The organism is Nocardia sp. NPDC060255 (assembly GCF_042727395.1).
GTDB lineage: Bacteria > Actinomycetota > Actinomycetes > Mycobacteriales > Mycobacteriaceae > Nocardia.
The window spans coordinates 76,879-94,070 of sequence record NZ_JBHXAU010000008.1 but is presented as its reverse complement, the minus strand read 5'-3'; the positions used below and the strand labels follow the sequence as shown (position 1 = coordinate 94,070).

Genomic DNA, 17,192 nt, shown 5'->3' with positions numbered 1-17,192 from the left:
CCCGGCTGCCAGCGACCCCGAGGTACTGGCCCCGGCCTGAAAAATGATGCGAGGCAGCACCATACCCGCTGACATAATCGAAGGATGTCGACCAACCGTCGTCGGCGCCTCATTGTCGCTGCTCCCGAGAACACGGGTGCGGACTACGAGAGTCCACGACCCCACCTCGAACGTTTCTGGACCGACGCGAGTGGGGTGACTTGGCGTCGACGAGGGGAGGGCCAGCTCCCCATGGCCCGGGCACGTCGCCTGCTGCGCAGGTCCGAGACGATCGTCTACCACGTGTACATCGGACCGGCACACAAGGTTGTCGGCAAAGACCGAGACGACCTCGTGCAGCAGCTCGAGGAATTCTGGGCAGGCCGGGCCCAACCCATGGCCGACTTCTTCCTCAACGAGTTCCGCGACTCCGACCACCGCGTCCTCATCATGATCGTGGAGCACTGCTGAACCGAATCCCCTTGTCCGACAACCCCGCCGCTCGCTGCCCGCCCCTGCCCGACGCACCGGCGACCGACAACAAATCAGACCCGATGGTCTTCTTCCACCTGTGGAACCGCCGCGACGAGTACACCGACCCGATCCTCCTCGCGATCCGCCATGGCGCAGACCCGTTCGCGGCGTCCTTCGCTTTCACCCCCGAGGGCATCCGACGCCGCCCGACCGAGGACGAATCCTGAGGCGGGCGGCTGACCGGATCACAGCAAAGAGGCGACGAGTTCGCGGAGGACGGGGAGGCTGACCGAGCCGGAGCCGAGGACGGTGTCGTGGAAGGGTTTGATGTCGAAGGCGGTGCCGAGGCGTTCGGTGGCGGTGAGGCGTTGGCGGCGGATTTCGAGTTGGCCGATTTTGTAGGCGACGGCTTGGCCGGGCATGCCGATGTAGCGGTCTACCTCGGTGGTGATTTCGGCGATGCCTGCGGGGGCGTTGGCGACCATGAAGTCGATGGCCTGTTGCCTGGTCCAGCCTTTCGCGTGCAGGCCGGTGTCGACGACCAGGCGGCAGGAACGCAGCGAATCGCCGGCGAGCATGCCGAGACGGCCCAAATCGTCCTCGTACAAGCCCATTTCGTCGGCGAGCCGCTCGGTGTAGAGCGCCCAGCCCTCGACGAACGCGGTGTTCGCGTAGGACTGGCGCTGGAAGCGGGGCAGGTGGTCGAGCTCGTTGGCGATGGTGAGCTGCAGGTGGTGACCGGGGACGGCTTCGTGGAAGGCCACCGCGGCCGTCTCGAACCGGCCGCGACCGGTGGGATGGTAGGTGTTGACGAAGTAGGTGCCGGGCCGGGAACCGTCCGCGGCGGGCGGAAAGTAGTACGCCGCAGGCGCATCCGCGGCGAGGAAGTCCGGCATCGGGACGATGTCGCACGCTTCCTTGGGCAGCCTGCCGAACCAGTTGCCCATCTCGGCGTTCGCCGAGGTGAGTGCGTGGCGCGCGTCGAACATGATCTGCTCGCCGTCGACGTAACACAGCGCCGGATCGTCGCGCAGCCTGGCGAAGATCTCGCCGAGCTCGGCGGTGCCGAACAGCCGCTCGCCGATCGTCGCGTACTCCTCGCGCAGCGCCGCCAGCTCGGTCAGCCCGAGCTCGTGGATCTCGTCGGCACCGAGGTCGGGCAGGGTGGTGTGGTAGCGCAGCTGGCGGCGGTAGATGTCCTCGCCGTCCGCGCCGAGCCAGCACAGGCCGGGTTTGTCGTCGGGGCGGCTCGCGGGCAGCAGTTCGTCGAACAGCACCTCGCGATAGCTCTGGAACGCCGGGCGGATGATATCCCTTGCCACGTCGGTCAATTCGGCCCGCCAGTTGGTTTCGCCGTCCCAGTCCGGCGGACCGGCGATGGTGACGAACGGGTCCGCCGACAGCTCCGAGGCCAGGTATCCGTCGAGCTGGTTCAGCGATCGTTCCAGGGTAATCCGTGCGGGCGCGCGGCCAGCGGCGAGCCCGTCTCGGAACCGCACGACAGCCTGCCCGAGCATGTCACCGAACTGCCGATACCGCAGCACCAGCGCCCGCGCGTTCCCCGGCGTCGGCGCGTTGGTCTGCGGTGCCATCGTCAGCGCGTAGGCGTGCACGCCCTCCATCTGGTCGGAGGCCATTTCCAGCGGCCGCCACTCCAGCCGGTCGATCGCGCCGGACAATTCGATGCGCAGCAGGCTGCGGGTGACTCGATCGGTCGAGTCGAGCCCGGCGGCGTCGAGCGCGTCGACCTGACGCAACAGGTCACGCCAGGTCGACAGCAAACGCTCCTCGGCCGCGACGGACAGGTCCTCGATGCGGTCATCGAACCGGCGGTCGCCGAGCAAGGTCGCGTCGCTCGGTTTCGCCTCCAGGAAGGTGTCCCAGTACCGCTCGGCCAGACCTGTCAGCTCATCATGACCATTCATGGTCACGATCATGCCTCGAGGACCGCCTTGCGGCACTGGGGTTTACCCCGTGACTATCCGACGCCGAGGTACGCCGACTTCACCGACGGATCGGTGAGCAGTTCCCGGCCGGAGCCGGTCTTGGTGACCTCGCCGGTCTCCATGATGTAGGCGCGATCGCTGCGCGAGAGCGCCTGCTGCGCGTTCTGCTCGACGAGCAGCACCGTGGTGCCCTGCTGGTTGATCTCCGAGATGATCCGGAAGATCTGCTGAATGATCATGGGCGCCAAGCCCATCGACGGCTCATCCAGCAACAGCAGGCGCGGCCGCGCCATCAGTGCCCGGCCGATGGCGAGCATCTGCTGCTCGCCGCCGGACAGCGTGCCGCCAACCTGCTTGCGCCGCTCCGACATTCGCGGGAACAACTCGAACACCCAGTCGAGCGTCTTGCTGTATTCCGCCTTCTGCTTGAACGGCCTTCCGTAGCAACCCATGTCGAGGTTTTCCTGCACCGTCATGCCGGGGAAGACACCTCGGCCTTCCGGTGCCTGGATCAGGCCCTCACCCACTCGCTCGTGTGCCTTCATGTGGGTGATGTCGCGGCCCTCGAACATGATTCGACCGCGGGTCAGCGGCAGCAGGCCCGACAACGCCCGCATGGTGGTGGTCTTGCCCGCGCCGTTCGCGCCGAGCAGTGTCACCAGCTCGCCCGCCGCCACCTGCAGCGAAATCCCGTGCAGTGCTTGGATTCTGCCGTAGTTGACGACCATGTCGGTCACCTCGAGCAGCGCGTCGGAACTGCCCTTGGTCACCTCGGCGGTCCGCTGTTCCGGTTCTCTGTGCGATGCCATCGCTGCTCCTACCCGTCCGTCCCGTGCGCGCTTGCCGTCCCCGACTCGGTGCCGTCATCGGGCACACCGAGATAGGCGGCGATCACCGCGGGGTCCTCCCGGATGTCGGCGGGCAGCCCGTCCGCGATCTTGCGGCCGAACTCCAGCACCACGATCCGGTCGGTCACACCCATCACCAGGCGCATGTCGTGCTCGATCAGCAGCACGGTGAACCCGTCGTCGCGGATCTTGCGGATCAGATCCATCAGCGCCGACTTCTCGCTCGGATTGAACCCGGCGGCGGGCTCGTCCAGGCAGAGCAGTTTCGGCTCGGTGGCCAGCGCCCTGGCGATCTCCAGCCTGCGCTGATCGCCGTAGGACAGGTTGCGCGCCTTCTCCACCGCTTTCGGTGCGATACCGACGAATTCGAGCAACGCCATGCCCCGCTCGATCGCGTCGTGTTCCTCGCGCCGGTGCCGGGTGGTGCGGAAGATGGCGCCCGGCACCGAGGTCTTGTGCCTGGCGTCGGTGCCGACCACCACGTTCTCCAGCGCCGTCATCTCGCCGAAAAGCCGGATGTTCTGGAAGGTGCGCGCGATGCCGAGCCTGGTGATGGCATTGCGCTTGGTCTTCGTCAGCGGTGCGCCGTCGAAGTACACCGTGCCCGACGAGGGTCGGTAGACGCCGGTGATCGCGTTGAAGCAGGTGGTTTTTCCGGCACCGTTGGGTCCGATGAGGCCGAGGATCTCGCCGCGGCGGATCTCGAAACTCACCGCGTCCAACGCGGTCAGGCCGCCGAATTTCACGGTCAGGTCCTCGGTGCGCAACAGGGGCGCACCGACGGCCGTTTCGATCTCCCGGCTGGAGGCGACGACCTCCGCCACCGTCTCCGCGTTGGCCAGGTCCGGAATAACCGCGGTCAGGTCGACCACGCCGGCACTGGGCACCGCTTCTGGTTCGGCCGCGTACCCCGCGGACATGTCCTCGTTGTCGAACAGCGCGCCACCGGCGCCCGGCCCGGTCATCGGGTCGCCCCGATCGCGCCGTCGCCGAACGGTTTACGCACCGCTTGGTACACCTGACGCCCGTAGGCGAGCAGCTTCTGCCGGACCGGGAACAGGCCCTGCGGTTTGAAGATCATGACCACCATCAGCGTGATACCGAAGAACAGATACTTGTAGTCGCCGAGCGATTGCGCGCCGGGTTCGTGGAACTTCAGCACATTGCCGAGCAGGATGAACAGGACCACGATCGCCACGATCGACCCGGCCAGATAACCCAGCCGGATCGGCCGCTCCTGATCACGAGCCCACCTGCGCCACACCACGATCAACGCGACGATGACGGCGATGGAGACGACGATCAGCACCCAGCCGACCGCGGTCTGCCCGACCGCCTGCACCGAGAGCAACCGGTTCGGCAGGTACACGATGATGAACGCGCCGACGATCACGCCGAGCTTGTTGCCCTGCCCGCCGATGACCACCGCGCACAGGAACAGCATCGAGTTGATGATGTTGAACCCGGTCGGGTTGATGAACTGCACCTGCCCCGCGTACAGCGCGCCGGAGAGCCCGCCGACCGCGGCGCCGATCATGAACGCCCACAGCTTGAACTTGAACGTCGGCACGCCCATGATCTCGGCCGCGTCCTCGTCCTCGCGGATGGCGACCCAGGCCCGGCCGACCCGGCTGCGCTCCAGGTTGCCGACGATCAGCAGGACGATGATCACCAGGATCATGCCGACCCAGAACCACCAGGTGCCCGCGTTGGCCTTGTCGAAGATGTTGGAGGTCTCCGAGTTTCCGACGTTGCCGGAGGAGAACACGCCGTTCTGCTTGTGCTCGGACTCGCCGAGGTGCGGGTAGGCGATGCCGGACAGGCCGAGGCTGCCGTTGGTCACGTCGCCGAGGTTGTCGGCAAGCAGCCGGACGATCTCACCGAAGCCGAGCGTCACGATGGCCAGGTAGTCGCCGCGCAACCGCAGCGTCGGGGTACCGAGGATCAGACCGGAGACCGCGGTGACCGCCGCCGCCAAGGGCAGGCAGGCCAGCCAGGCCCAGTCCTCGCTCAGCCAGCCGCCGGCCGTCTGATTCCACGGACTGTTCGGACTGGTGAGCAGGCCGACAGTGTACGCACCGACGGCATAGAAGCCGACGTAGCCGAGGTCGAGCAGACCCGCCTGTCCGACAACGACATTCAGGCCGACCGCGAGCAGCGCGTACATGGCGAACTGCGCCATCACACCGCCGAAGCTGGTGCCTGGCGTGTCGAGGAACGGCGGCGGGAACAACGGAAGCAACGCCAGCACGATGATGGCCGGCACGCCGACGGCCCACTGGGCCGGGCGGGACAGCCCGCCCCACCAAGAGCGCAGACTGTCACCGACGCCGTGCATCGGCCGCTCCGGCTTGGTCGGCGGGGTAACGGTTTTCGTGTCACTCATGCTCGTGCCTTCCCGAGGCTCTCACCGAGAATGCCGGTCGGGCGGATCATCAGGACCAGCACCAGCACCACGAACGCGACCACGTCACGCCATTCGGTGCCGAACAGGATCTGGCCGTAGTTCTCCGCCAGCCCGAGCAGCAGGCCGCCGAGCAACGCGCCACGCAGGTTACCGATGCCGCCGAGCACCGCGGCGCTGAACGCCTTGATGCCGAGGATGAACCCGCCCGAGTAGATGATCCCGTTCGGGATCTTGAGCGCGTACAGCAGCGCGGCCGCACCGGCGAGCACGCCGCCGATGAGGAAGGTGAGCATGATGATCCGCTCCCGCGAGACACCCATCAGCGTCGCGGTATCGGGATCCTGCGCGACGGCCCGGATGCCGCGGCCGAACTTGGTCTGGTTGATCACCAACTCGGTGGCGATCGCGAGAATGACTGCGGCGCCGATGATCACGAGCGTCACGTTGGTGATGTCCGCGCCGCCGAAGCTGAACTGCTTGGTCGGTTCCACCAGCATGATCGGCTTCTGGGCGTTGGTGCCGCCCAGGCTCGGCCAGATCTTCGGCAGCACGAAGTGCACTACCTCCTGGATCACGAACGAGGCGCCGATCGCGGTGATGAGAAAGATCAAGGGTTTGGCGCCGCGTCTGCGCAGCGGCCGATAGGCCACGCGCTCCAATCCGACCGCGGCGGCGCCGGACACCGCCATGCCGAAGATCATCGCCAACGCCAGATAGGTAATGGTGAGCACGATGCCCTGGGAGTAGACATCACCGCTGGGCGAGAACCCGAGCAACATCAGCCCGACATACTGGCCGAACAAGCCGAGCATGAAGATTTCCGAATGGGCAAAATTGATCAGCCGCAAAACGCCGTAGACCAGTGTGTAGCCCACAGCAACCAGCGCGTAGATCGCACCGTAGGACAATCCGTCGACGGTCAGTCGCCAGAAATCGTGGATCACACCTTCATAGTTGAAGTCGATTGATCCGCCGGCGAGTTGTACAGCGCCGGTTAATGCCGTTGAAGTCATTTCGCTAATTCGCCCTCATCGATTCGCCCTCATAGATTCGCCCGAACGACACAGCAGCACGTACTGGGATTCGCGCGAACCCCGGTACGTGCTGCGCGATCTCGTCGTGTGAGTTACTTGACCGTGTAGATCCAGATCAACGCGTTGCTCAGCTCGCCGTTCGGGTTCCACTTGTACTGACGCGCCAGGCCGGCACCGTCGTAGGACTTCACGAACTCGAGCAGGTCCGGACGGGTGACCTTGCCGCCGTCGATGCCCTTGGACAGGATCGTGGCCAGGTCGTAGGCCTCCACCGAGTACACGCCGGACGCCTGGCCGTTGAAGGCCTGGTAGTCCTTGGCGAACTTCTCCGGGGCGGGACCACAGGGGCAGGTCAGCATCGCACCCTTGGCCGCGCTGCCCGCCTGGGACAGGAACTGCGGGTCGTTGACGCCGTCGGGGCCGATGAAGACACCCTTGAAGCCACCGGACTTCAGCTGCTGCGCCAGCGGCGCGCCCTCGGCGTAGTAGCCGGCGTAGAAGACGGCGTCGGCGTTGGCCGAGGCGATCTTGGTGACCGTCGCGGAGAAGTCCTTGTCACCGGTCTTGATGCTGGACGAGCAGGCGGCGTCGGCCGCGGCGCCGAGACCCTCGGTGATGCTCTTGGCCAAGCCGGTGCCGTAGTCGCTGTTGTCCTGGACAACGCAGACCTTCTTGTAGCCCGAGGTGCCGGTCAGGTACTTCGCGACCGACGGACCCTGCACATCATCGTTGGCGAGACCGCGGAAGAAGGTGGTCCAGCCGTTCTGGGTGAGCGTGGCGTTGGTGGCCGAAGAGGTCACCGAGACCAGGCCCGCGTCGCTGAGGATCTTGCCGGTCGCCTTGGTCTCACCGGAGAACGCCGGGCCGACCAGGCCGATGATCGACTTGTCGTTGACGACCTGCGGGATGACCTGGGTGGCCTTCTGCGGGTCGCCCTCGGTGTCGAACGACTTCAGTTCGATCTTGCAGCCCGCGTTGGCCTTGTTGTGCTGGTCGAGCGCGAGCTTGACACCCATCTGGATGTTGATCCCGAGCGCGGCGTTCGGGCCCGTCAACGCGCCGGCGAAGGCGATCGCGGTACCGGCCGGGCAGGTCCCCTTGCCGTCACCGGCGGGATCGGCGGCCTTGGCCGGGTCGGTCTTCGAGACCTCTTTGCCGTTGATGTCTACCTGCGCCACCGGGACGATGGCCAGCCCGGCCGCGCCGCTGGTACCGGACGAGTCCGTACCGGTGCTGGTCGATTTGTCGCTACATCCGGTCAGCACCAGCGCGGCGGCAGCGCCGATAGCCAAAACACCTCGCGTCGTACGACTGTGCCATGTCGAACTAAGCACGTTTCACCTCTAAGTCCTGTGCTCCCCCGGGTCACCGAGGAGGCCGACCACGTCAGCCCGGTCAGAACTTAGCGTTCATACGTTAGTTCCGCATCACATTCGGATCATGAACGCGACATCGTGTCGAATTTTTGCTCACGATTGCGTTTCGCGCGCGTAAAATCCACGTCTAATGAGCCCAGACGGACGCAGACCTTCATCGCGCCGTGCCCCGCCACCGCGAAGGTTGCGGTCCGCTCAGCGGACCCCGCCCCTCACTTGGGAGCCAAGTTCTCCAACACGACCTCGGCGACCGCCTTCATCGTAGTCCGGCGGTCCATCGCGGTCCGCTGAATCCACTTGAAAGCCTGCGGCTCGGAAAGCCCCTGCGTCTGCATCAGCACGCCCTTGGCCCGCTCCACCAGCTTGCGCGTCTCCAGCCGGTCGGACAGGTTCGCGACCTCGCCCTCCAGCGCCGTGATCTCATGGAAACGGCTGGCCGCCAGCTCGATCGCGGGCACCAGATCCGACTTGGTGAACGGCTTCACCAGATACGCCATCGCACCGGCATCACGCGCCCGCTCGACCAGGTCACGCTGGCTGAACGCGGTCAAAATCACCACCGGCGCAACACGTTTCGACGCGATCTCGGCCGCCGCATCGATACCGTCCCGGCGCGGCATCTTCACATCCATGATGACCAGATCCGGGCGATGCTCCACCGCCAGATCCACCGCCTGCTGGCCGTCACCGGCCTCACCGACCACCAGATAACCCTCTTCGGTCAGCATCTCGACCAGGTCCATGCGGATGAGCGCCTCATCCTCCGCGACGACAACCCGCTTCGCCCCCGCGTCGCGCTTAGTGCTTGCGCCCCCTGCTGCTGTACTCATAGGTAGACCCCTCTGGTTCAGATGCCTGTCCCGACACGCGGCAGTGTGGACGTTGGTCCAACAAGCCGACCATCGACCTCACCACCGCGCTATCGAGTGATGTAAAGAGTACCTTTCACTTCGGCATAGAACGCATATACCCAGGGCAAACCGTCCGCGCGCGGGTCGCCGACCAACCGGTTAGGTACCAGCCCCACCCACCCGCTATCATTTCCTCCCGGTGCGCCGGGTTGGCGGAACTGGCAGACGCGACGGTCTCAAAAACCGTTGTCCGAAAGGACGTGTGGGTTCGAGTCCCACACTCGGCACTCGACGATGGGCGATCCCTGTTCGCGGAAGGCGCGAACTGGGGTCGTCTCGTCATTTCATCTGGGGGTGCAACCCCCAGACCCCGCTCGGCGGGGCTTCGCCCCCCGAACCCCCCTTGTTGTGGTTGCGTGCGTTGGTGGGTCATGGTCAATCGCATGCCCAGGTCGTCGTTGCTCGAGGGGGACGACCATTCCGGGCGGCTCGGGGTGTTCGTGTTGGGGCGCGAACGTTGTATTGGTAAGGGCACTCTCTCTATATCGAGAGTGTGCGGTTGGCTTGAGGGGTGTGCGCTTCCTTCGTGTCCGAGTGTTCGGGTGGGCAGTCGACTTGCTTGTGTCGCTGGGCATCTCGTGGACACAGCTCGTGGACGCAGATCGTCTCTTGATCCCATGACAACTTTGTTTTTCGCTCGAATCACGTCTTCTCGTGCCGAATCGAGTAATATCGAGTCGTCACGTAAGTGACGCTGGGCGGTGGGACGCCGCTTGTGACGACGCCCCACCTGGTGGGTAGAGCTAGCCTCTCAACCAGCGGACCAGCAGGAGCGCCCCGGCGACTACAGCAGCTGTTGCAAGCAAAATGCCGTAGTCGACCGGGGCTTTGCTCTTTGCCCGGCGATGTTTCGCCATTCCCCACCACCTCCCTCCTGGGCGCGGTGTCTGGACCTTGTCCACCGCCCCTCGGTTGGAGGTGTCAATACCTTATGTCAGAGGACCGACGGGAACTGTTGGAACACAGTCGATTTCGAAAAATAGGGCCATTGCCGATTGGAACGTTCAAACAGGATGTATCCCATTGGTGAGTATCTCGTGGTCTCGGATCGTCGCTCGATCCTGTGACGAAGCTCGATTTGATTCGAATCAAGTCTTCCCGCGCGAAATCGAGTATTATCGAGTCGTCACGCAAGTGATGCTGGGCGGTGGGACGCCGTTGTCGCGACGCCCCACCTGGTGGGTCTCCTAGCCCCTCAACCAGCGGACTAGCACGAGCACCCCGGCGACTACAGCAGCTGTAGCAAGCAAGATGCCGTAGTCGACCGGGGCTTTGCCCTTTGCCTGGCGATGTTTCGCCATTCCCCACCACCTCCTTCCTGGGCGCGATGTGTGGACTAGGTCCATCGCCCCTCGGCTGGAGGTGTCAATACCTTATGTCAGACCACCGACGAAAACTTTTGGAATTCAGTCGATTACGAAAAAACGGCCATTGTCTATTGGAACGTTCCAAAACAGCTTCTATCCCCGCACTACCGCGTACTAAGTGCGCACCCCGGCCATAAGCCGAACACCTCGTATAGAGGGCGTGCAGGTGACACAAACGGTGCTCACACCCCTTGTGCCGAGCAAAGAACCATCGCCGCCTACCACGCGCGGCTCGGCGAGCCCCTCCTTCCGCACCCAATTCGTCACCCCGCGCACTTCTTGTGCTGGTGCGCACGAAATTGCTGACGATTTTGTGCGCGGCACGAGAACCAGTGCGCGGCGGGACACACCTGCCGCCTTGATCGCAACGGACGACCTCAACTTCGCACAGCCGCTTGATACTTCGCACAGCTCGTCGGTTCTCCGCATACCTGTCAGTGACTCGACAGGTATGCGGAGGAAGAACTGGTGCGTGAACGCAAACGACGAACAGCTCCACCACTAACCAATCTCGAGACGCATCCACAACCCGATGACCACCTCGGGAACGCGACACCACGCACCTGTCATGCGCCTAAAGCCGAGTACCCCACACGACGCGCCCAGCACCACCACACCGTCACCCGGACGGCGTACCCGTACTGAGCCAGCTCGACTTCGGATCGACGTGCCGGCGAACGGCACGCACCACCAGGGAAACCCATCGAACTGTTCGGCCACCGGCCTCGTATTCACGCGTAGGGTGAGCAGATAGAACGCCCAAATCAGCGGAGGTTGCGATGCGGGTGAGTAGGACCACGGTGGATCTGGACGGGTATCCGGATCTTGTCGTCATCTATCTCGGGATGCGGGTGCGTAAGCCGCGCGGCATGCTGCGGCTGCTCGGGCTGGGACCGAAACTGTATAGCTCACATCAGGATCGGCCGGATGGGCTGCTGTCGCACGAGGATGTGATCTGGTCGCTGTTTCCGCCGCACTGGGGGGCTCGGCAGTACTGGCGGGATCTGGACAGCCTGGAGGCGTGGACTCGGTCGGCGCCGCATCGGGACTGGTGGCAGAAGTTCCTGCAGGACTCGGGCGGGACGGGGTTCTGGCATGAGGCGTACTTCCTGCGGGGTGGCATCGACGCGATGTACGACGACATGGACGCCTCGACGGGGATGGCGCGGTTCGCGCCGGTGATCGCCTCGCGCGGGCGGATGTTCTCCACCAGGGGCCGGGTGCAGGACCAGCCGTCGAAGGTTGCGCCGGTGGTGGACGAAAAGACTTACTACAGTGGCGAACTCGACTAGGTACCCAATCATCCTATGATCTGCTGTACGGTCCTATCACAACGCAATCACAACATTGCGTTTCGATGATCCCGGTGCAGGGTAAGTGCAGAGGGACACAGTCGAACATGATCAACCACCAATGCGACGCACGCCTCATGTGCGCCGCTATTCGTGTACGGCACCTGACCTGTAGATGAAATATTGGTCTAGACCGTGGGTTTCGGAGGTTTTCGGACATCGGCAGCGTTATCGAACGTTTACCGTATTCCTATGCACGTCCTGTTCGTCTGCAACGGCAATGTTTGCCGTTCGGTGATTGCCGAGCGCCTCACCCGCGCGCTCGCGATCGAACACGGCCTGCCTAACCTCACCGCGGAGAGCGCTGGCACCCGTGCCCTGGTCGGCTTTCCGGCCGAACCGCTGGCCGCGCAGGCCATCGAAGGCCTGGGCGCGGACGCGAGCGGATTCAAGGCGCGGCGGCTCAAGGACGAGATGGTCGACAACGCCGATCTGGTGCTGACCATGACCCAGCAGCTCCGCGACACGGTGAGCGAGATGGGCTTCGGCGTCGCGGCCCGCACCTTCACCCTGCTGGAAGCGCACCGGATCGCGCATGTGACCGGCGCCCGCTCGATCGCCGAACTGCACCGGGCCCGCAACGACCTGTCGATCGTCGGCCGGGAGAACATCACCGACCCGGTCGGGCTGTCCGAGCAGGCGTACTGCGAGGTGGGCGACCGGATCGCCGAGGCGTTGGTGCCGCTGCTGCTCGCGCTGGCCCCGCACGAGCAGAGCAGACCGGTCGCGGACGAGCGCCCCGGCCTGGTTATCGAGCCCGGCGAGGCGGCTCCGCCGCTGGCTTCTTTCCTCGCGGCGCACCGCATCAGGTAGTCTTCCGACTCACCGAATATCACTCTCCCGACACAGCAATGCAAAGCTGCTATGTCCATTTCCCGGCCGGACGTATTACACTCCCGCGGACACCAACTTCCACCGTTGCTGGTTCGACACACGACAGGAATCGACATGCCGAAACGCATTTCGGATGTTTCGCTCCATGTGTATGTGACACCGGAAACCCTCGAGCGAGTCGTCGAGACCGTACGCGAGGTTGTGGACGATTACCTGCAGGACCGCGAGGTGTTCGCCTGGCGCTTCACGCTACCGGTGGACACCGACGAGCCGACCCACGTGACGCTCGAAACCCAGTGGCGGATGGAGCATCCGGGCGACGAGCCGGGTGAGCGCGGCACCTACGAGATCGCGCTGAGCCTGGTCGGCGCGCCCGCCGAACTGACCGACGCCGACATGGCCGGGCTGGAACAGCAACTGCTGCACGGGATCTACGGTGCCGCGAGCACCGAACCCGGCCAGCACATTCCGTTCTCGATCCGCGCCAAGCAGCGCGCCGACCTGGATCTCGACATCGAGCGCGAACGGATCTGACGCCGGAAACGACTGCGCCGCACCGGCTTCCCAGCGGATCGGGAAGCGGATGCGGCGAAGTTCAGCGGATGACTAGACCTCCTGCGCGGGCGACTTGCCCCGCGCCGGGAAGTGCCGGATCAGCCCCTCCTGCACGGTGGTGGCCAGCAGCTCGCCCGCGCGGGAGAAGAAACGACCGGTGGCCAGGCCACGCGAGCCCGATGCCACCGGGGATTCGGTGGCGTAGAGCGCCCACTCGTCGAACCGGAACGGCCGGTGGAACCAGATCGAATGATTCACCGTCGCCGCCACGATCCGGTCGAGCCCCCAGGACAACCCGTGCGTGGTGATGATCGAATCCAGCACCGTGGTGTCGGACGAATAACCCAGCGTCGCGACATGCAGCAGCGGATCGTCGGGCAGCCGCCCGTCCGTGCGCATCCACACCCGATTGTGGTTGAGCCGCTCCCCCGTCGCCTTCATGATCCAGGCCGGGTCGTTGGTGTAGCGCATGTCGATCGGGTGCGGCGCCTTGATGAACATCGCCAGCTTGTCTTCCAAGCCGACGAAGCTCTCCTCGATGCGCGGCAGCGTGTCCGGGTCGGGCACGTCGGGCAGCGGGTGCCCGTGCTCGAGCCCCTTGTTCCAGTCCTGGAACGCCGCGAGCATCACGAACAGCTCTTGATCGTCCTGGAGGGCGGTGACGGTGCGGTTGGCGAACGCTCTGCCGTCGCGATGCCGGTCTACCCGGTACTCGATCGGCTTCTTCGTATCGCCGCCGCGCACGAAATGCGCGTTGATCGCGTGCACCGGACGGTCACCGACCGTGCGGCCCGCCGCGATGATCGCCTGCGCGACGAGCTGGCCGCCGAATGTGCGGCTCCACACCTTCTCCGGATGCTGACCGACGAACACATCCTCGTCCATCTGCTCCAGATCGAGCAGACCGAGTAAAACGTCCAGATCAGACTTCCCGGCCGCCGACGAATCGACGACCGACCCTCCAAGGGAGCTGTTCACTATTAATGATCCTCCTCACCGATGCGATGCACGTGGATCAGGTTGGTGGAACCGACCGTACCCGGCGGGGAGCCGGCCACGATTACCACGAGGTCACCCTTTTGGTATCGCTCCATGGACAGCAGTGCTACATCGACCTGGTGGATCATAGCGTCGGTGGTGTCCACCATCGGCACGATGAACGTCTCGGTACCCCAGGTCAGCGCGAGCTGGCTGCGCACCTCCGGCAGCGGGGTGAACGCCAGCAGCGGCAGCGGGGTGTGCAGCCGGGCCAGGCGACGCACCGTGTCACCGGACTGGGTGAACGCGACCAGTGCCTTCGCGTTGAGCCGCTCGCCGATGTCGCGGGCGGCGTAGGAGATGACGCCGCGCTTGGTGCGCGGCACGTGGGTCAGCGGGGGCACCCTGGTGGATTCGGTCTCCACCGCGTGCACGATGCGCGCCATGGTGCGCACCGTCTCGATCGGCCACGCGCCGACCGAGGTCTCGCCGGAGAGCATCACCGCGTCGGCGCCGTCGAGCACCGCGTTCGCGACGTCGGAGGCCTCGGCCCTGGTGGGGCGCGAGTTCTCGATCATCGACTCCAGCATCTGGGTCGCCACGATCACCGGCTTGGCGTTCTCGCGCGCCATCTGGATGGCCCGCTTCTGCACGAGCGGCACCTGCTCCAGCGGCAGCTCGACGCCGAGGTCGCCGCGGGCCACCATGACCGCGTCGAACGCGAGCACGATGGCTTCCAGGTTGTCGATCGCCTCCGGCTTCTCCAGCTTGGCGATCACCGGCACCCGGCGGCCGACCCGGTCCATGATGTCGTGCACCAGCTCCACATCGGCCGGGGACCGCACGAACGACAGCGCGATGAAGTCGACACCGAGCTTCAGCGCGAATTCCAGGTCCTCGATGTCCTTTTCGGACAGCGCGGGCACCGAGACATCCATGCCCGGCAGCGAAACACCCTTGTTGTTGGAGACCGGTCCACCCTCGGTGACCCGGCAGACGACGTCGTTGCCGTCTACCCGGATCACGGTGAGCCCGACCTTGCCGTCATCGACGAGCAGTCGATCGCCCGCCTTCGCGTCCTGCGCGAGTTCCTTGTATGTGGTCGAAACACGGTCGTGGGTTCCGTCGACCTCGTCGACGGTGATCCTGACTTCTTCACCCGTCGCCCAGACGGTCTTGCCCTCGATGAATCGGCCGAGCCTGATCTTCGGTCCCTGGAGGTCGGCGAGAATGCCGACCGCTCTGCCGAGGTGATCGGAGGCCGCCCGTACCTTCTTGTAATTATCAGCGTGATCCGCGTGTTCGCCGTGACTGAAGTTCAGTCGAGCCACGTCCATGCCGCTCTCGACGAGTTCGCGGATACGGTCCTCGGAGGCAGTAGCCGGGCCGAGCGTGCACACAATCTTCGTCCGTCGCATCACGGGTAGAGCCTAGTCCCGACCAGTGCCCGGGGCCGCCTGTGCCCCAGGTGAAAGCTGAGTGAAAAAAACGTTCGCGACTTGGTGAAACCTACAAGCGTTACGGATGGCGCAACATCCCAGGCCAACGCGATGTATTTGAAACATGACCCGGAAATGTTACTCGCTGGTAGAAATTCGCGAGGCCGAATCGATGGAATTGGACGGGTCGGCGCAGGGTTGCTGGGTCACGAATCGAGGGTGATTTCGCGGTAGCTGTAGCCGCGGTCGGGGAGGGTGCCGGTGCGGGTGTAGTGGACGAGGAGGAGGTCGACTTCGGCCGGTGTGAAGACCTCGTTCGGGTGGACGTGTTGGAGGTGGCCGTCGAAGGTGATCGGGATGTCTTCGGTCGATGGGTGGTGCGGCGAGGCATCCGCGGGGTCGGGCGCGAGGGGTTCATCGATCGGACCGGGTTGTAGGACAGCGCTGTTCGCCGAGTCGTGAGCGGTGGGCGGTGCCAGCGACGGTTCCGAGTAAAAGATCGGGGCCACCTCGGTCATCGGTGGCGGCGCGATCGTGGGCTCCGATTGCCTGATCTCGGCCGCCTCGGTAATCGGGAGAGGCGCGGTCGTGGGTTCCGGATGCCCGCGTGCGATCGTCGGGTCCGAATGCCTGATCTCGGCGGCTTCGGTCACGGGGAGAGGCGCGGTTGTGGGCTCCGGATACTCGAGGGCGGTCGTCGGCTCCGAGTAAACGATCTCGGCGGACTTGATCTCCGGGAAATCCGCGACACTCGCCAACTCGACCGCCTGGACGTTGATCGAGTCCACCGTCCGGTCCATAGAAACCCGCAGTGCCCGAATCTCCTCCCCCAGCACACCGAGTCGCCGCATCGACTCGGTCAGACTCTCCGCCGGCGACGTAGCGTGACGACCGATGACGAACACTCGGTAATCGTCGCCATCCCATTTTCGCCATTCGACCAGGTATCGCCCGCCCGAACCGGCGGCCTGCACGAATTCCTCGGTCCCGGTGGCCTCGTCGCCTGCCAGCTCGGCCCACGTCCGCCCCGGCGGCAGCGGCGACAGGACGAGCACGGCGAAACCCGCGTCGACGTCGAACTCCTGCAACACCTTTGCGAACTCGCCGTCGGCGACCGTCGCCAGCACCGGCCGCAGCTGGTCGTACTCGACGGTCAGCACGTGCGTCTGCGCGCCGAAATCGGTGAGCACATCCGGCGAATCGAGTTCCCGCAGTACATATTCCACACTCGGGACGGTTCCGGTGCGGTAGTAGGCACAGAACAACTCGGCGGCCGCGTCCACATCGAACACCTCGTCGGCGCGAGCCGTCACCGCATGACCGAGCCCGAACCGCACGGTGCGCGACGACGAGTCGGGCGCGACTCGACGCGCGATCCGATACCGATGCGGCACCCCATCGACGGTGTGCCGCAACTCGACAACCACCTCGTCCAGCGGTCCCACCGCGAGCAGGCATTCGCCACGCGCGGCAACCCGATCGACCTCCCACAGACTTTCCGGCGGACGCGCCGTCCACCAGAGCCGCAGGAACCACTGCCCGAACAACGCGCGATAACTCAACCACCCGCGGAAGTAGTCCGCGGCGAGCGACTCGCCGGCCGCGACAGCCACCGGTAGCGCGTTGTCCCGCACCGGCATTCGACAGCGATGTGGCGCACTGGCTTCGAGCACATACCAGCCGTCCACCGCA

Annotated in this window: 15 protein-coding genes and 1 tRNA gene; 6 read left to right on the top strand and 10 right to left on the bottom strand. The window is 65.0% G+C overall.

The window, feature by feature from the left end:
- Positions 1-231 precede the first annotated feature (231 nt).
- Together ACFWF1_RS17175 and ACFWF1_RS17170 are read left to right on the top strand one after the other, a co-directional pair.
- Entirely contained in the window at positions 232-450 is a 219-nt protein-coding gene (locus ACFWF1_RS17175; protein WP_379289399.1) for a hypothetical protein, read from the top strand.
- Between the two features lie 11 nt (positions 451-461).
- Positions 462-680 carry a hypothetical protein gene (locus ACFWF1_RS17170; RefSeq protein ID WP_379289397.1) on the top strand — a complete coding sequence of 73 codons (219 nt, stop codon included), beginning with the start codon at positions 462-464 and terminating at the stop codon, positions 678-680.
- 18 nt (positions 681-698) lie between these two features.
- Here ACFWF1_RS17170 and ACFWF1_RS17165 read toward each other — a convergent pair whose 3' ends face one another.
- The 7 genes from ACFWF1_RS17165 to ACFWF1_RS17135 form a co-directional block, all read right to left on the bottom strand.
- The gene (locus ACFWF1_RS17165) at positions 699-2,378 is read right to left on the bottom strand and encodes a DUF885 domain-containing protein (protein WP_379289396.1); all 1,680 of its coding nucleotides are present in this window, start codon (positions 2,376-2,378) and stop codon (positions 699-701) included.
- A 53-nt stretch (positions 2,379-2,431) separates the two neighbouring features.
- A complete protein-coding gene (locus ACFWF1_RS17160; protein WP_379289512.1) occupies positions 2,432-3,127 on the bottom strand; it encodes an ABC transporter ATP-binding protein in 696 nt (231 codons plus the stop codon).
- A gap of 89 nt (positions 3,128-3,216) precedes the next feature.
- Entirely contained in the window at positions 3,217-4,212 is a 996-nt protein-coding gene (locus ACFWF1_RS17155; RefSeq protein WP_379289394.1) for an ABC transporter ATP-binding protein, read from the bottom strand.
- Positions 4,209-5,633, bottom strand: a complete 1,425-nt coding sequence (locus ACFWF1_RS17150) for a branched-chain amino acid ABC transporter permease (RefSeq protein ID WP_379289392.1) — start codon at positions 5,631-5,633, stop codon at positions 4,209-4,211. Before ACFWF1_RS17150 ends, ACFWF1_RS17155 begins: the two co-directional genes overlap by 4 nt.
- Positions 5,630-6,667, bottom strand: coding sequence for a branched-chain amino acid ABC transporter permease (locus ACFWF1_RS17145; RefSeq protein ID WP_379289390.1), 1,038 nt, complete (start codon positions 6,665-6,667; stop codon positions 5,630-5,632). The genes ACFWF1_RS17150 and ACFWF1_RS17145 overlap by 4 nt, the downstream gene beginning before the upstream one ends.
- A gap of 113 nt (positions 6,668-6,780) precedes the next feature.
- Positions 6,781-7,980 carry a branched-chain amino acid ABC transporter substrate-binding protein gene (locus tag ACFWF1_RS17140; RefSeq protein WP_379289389.1) on the bottom strand — a complete coding sequence of 400 codons (1,200 nt, stop codon included), beginning with the start codon at positions 7,978-7,980 and terminating at the stop codon, positions 6,781-6,783.
- 296 nt (positions 7,981-8,276) lie between these two features.
- On the bottom strand, positions 8,277-8,894 hold the full coding sequence (locus ACFWF1_RS17135; protein WP_150406672.1) for an ANTAR domain-containing response regulator: 618 nt from the start codon (positions 8,892-8,894) through the stop codon (positions 8,277-8,279).
- 224 nt (positions 8,895-9,118) lie between these two features.
- On the opposite strand from ACFWF1_RS17135, the gene ACFWF1_RS17130 reads away from it, so the two are divergent.
- The 4 genes from ACFWF1_RS17130 (at position 9,119) to ACFWF1_RS17115 (ending at position 13,062) form a co-directional block, all read left to right on the top strand.
- Positions 9,119-9,202: transfer RNA gene (locus tag ACFWF1_RS17130), tRNA-Leu, on the top strand.
- 1,919 nt (positions 9,203-11,121) lie between these two features.
- Positions 11,122-11,634: a monooxygenase family protein gene (locus tag ACFWF1_RS17125; protein ID WP_379289387.1), complete on the top strand. Its 513-nt coding sequence runs from the start codon at positions 11,122-11,124 to the stop codon at positions 11,632-11,634.
- Positions 11,635-11,886: 252 nt separating this feature from the next.
- Positions 11,887-12,507: a low molecular weight phosphatase family protein gene (locus ACFWF1_RS17120; RefSeq protein WP_379289386.1), complete on the top strand. Its 621-nt coding sequence runs from the start codon at positions 11,887-11,889 to the stop codon at positions 12,505-12,507.
- Positions 12,508-12,642: 135 nt separating this feature from the next.
- Positions 12,643-13,062, top strand: coding sequence for a hypothetical protein (locus ACFWF1_RS17115; protein ID WP_379289385.1), 420 nt, complete (start codon positions 12,643-12,645; stop codon positions 13,060-13,062).
- A gap of 72 nt (positions 13,063-13,134) precedes the next feature.
- On the opposite strand, the gene ACFWF1_RS17110 is transcribed toward ACFWF1_RS17115, so the two are convergent.
- The 3 genes from ACFWF1_RS17110 to ACFWF1_RS17100 all read right to left on the bottom strand — a co-directional run bounded on the left by ACFWF1_RS17110 (position 13,135) and on the right by ACFWF1_RS17100 (position 17,188).
- Complete coding sequence (locus ACFWF1_RS17110; RefSeq protein ID WP_379289511.1) at positions 13,135-13,968, bottom strand: acyl-CoA thioesterase; 834 nt, start codon at positions 13,966-13,968, stop codon at positions 13,135-13,137.
- 95 nt (positions 13,969-14,063) lie between these two features.
- A complete protein-coding gene (gene pyk / locus ACFWF1_RS17105; protein WP_379289384.1) occupies positions 14,064-15,482 on the bottom strand; it encodes a pyruvate kinase in 1,419 nt (472 codons plus the stop codon).
- Between the two features lie 224 nt (positions 15,483-15,706).
- Positions 15,707-17,188 carry a hypothetical protein gene (locus ACFWF1_RS17100; RefSeq protein WP_379289382.1) on the bottom strand — a complete coding sequence of 494 codons (1,482 nt, stop codon included), beginning with the start codon at positions 17,186-17,188 and terminating at the stop codon, positions 15,707-15,709.
- Between the last annotated feature and the right edge of the window lie 4 nt (positions 17,189-17,192).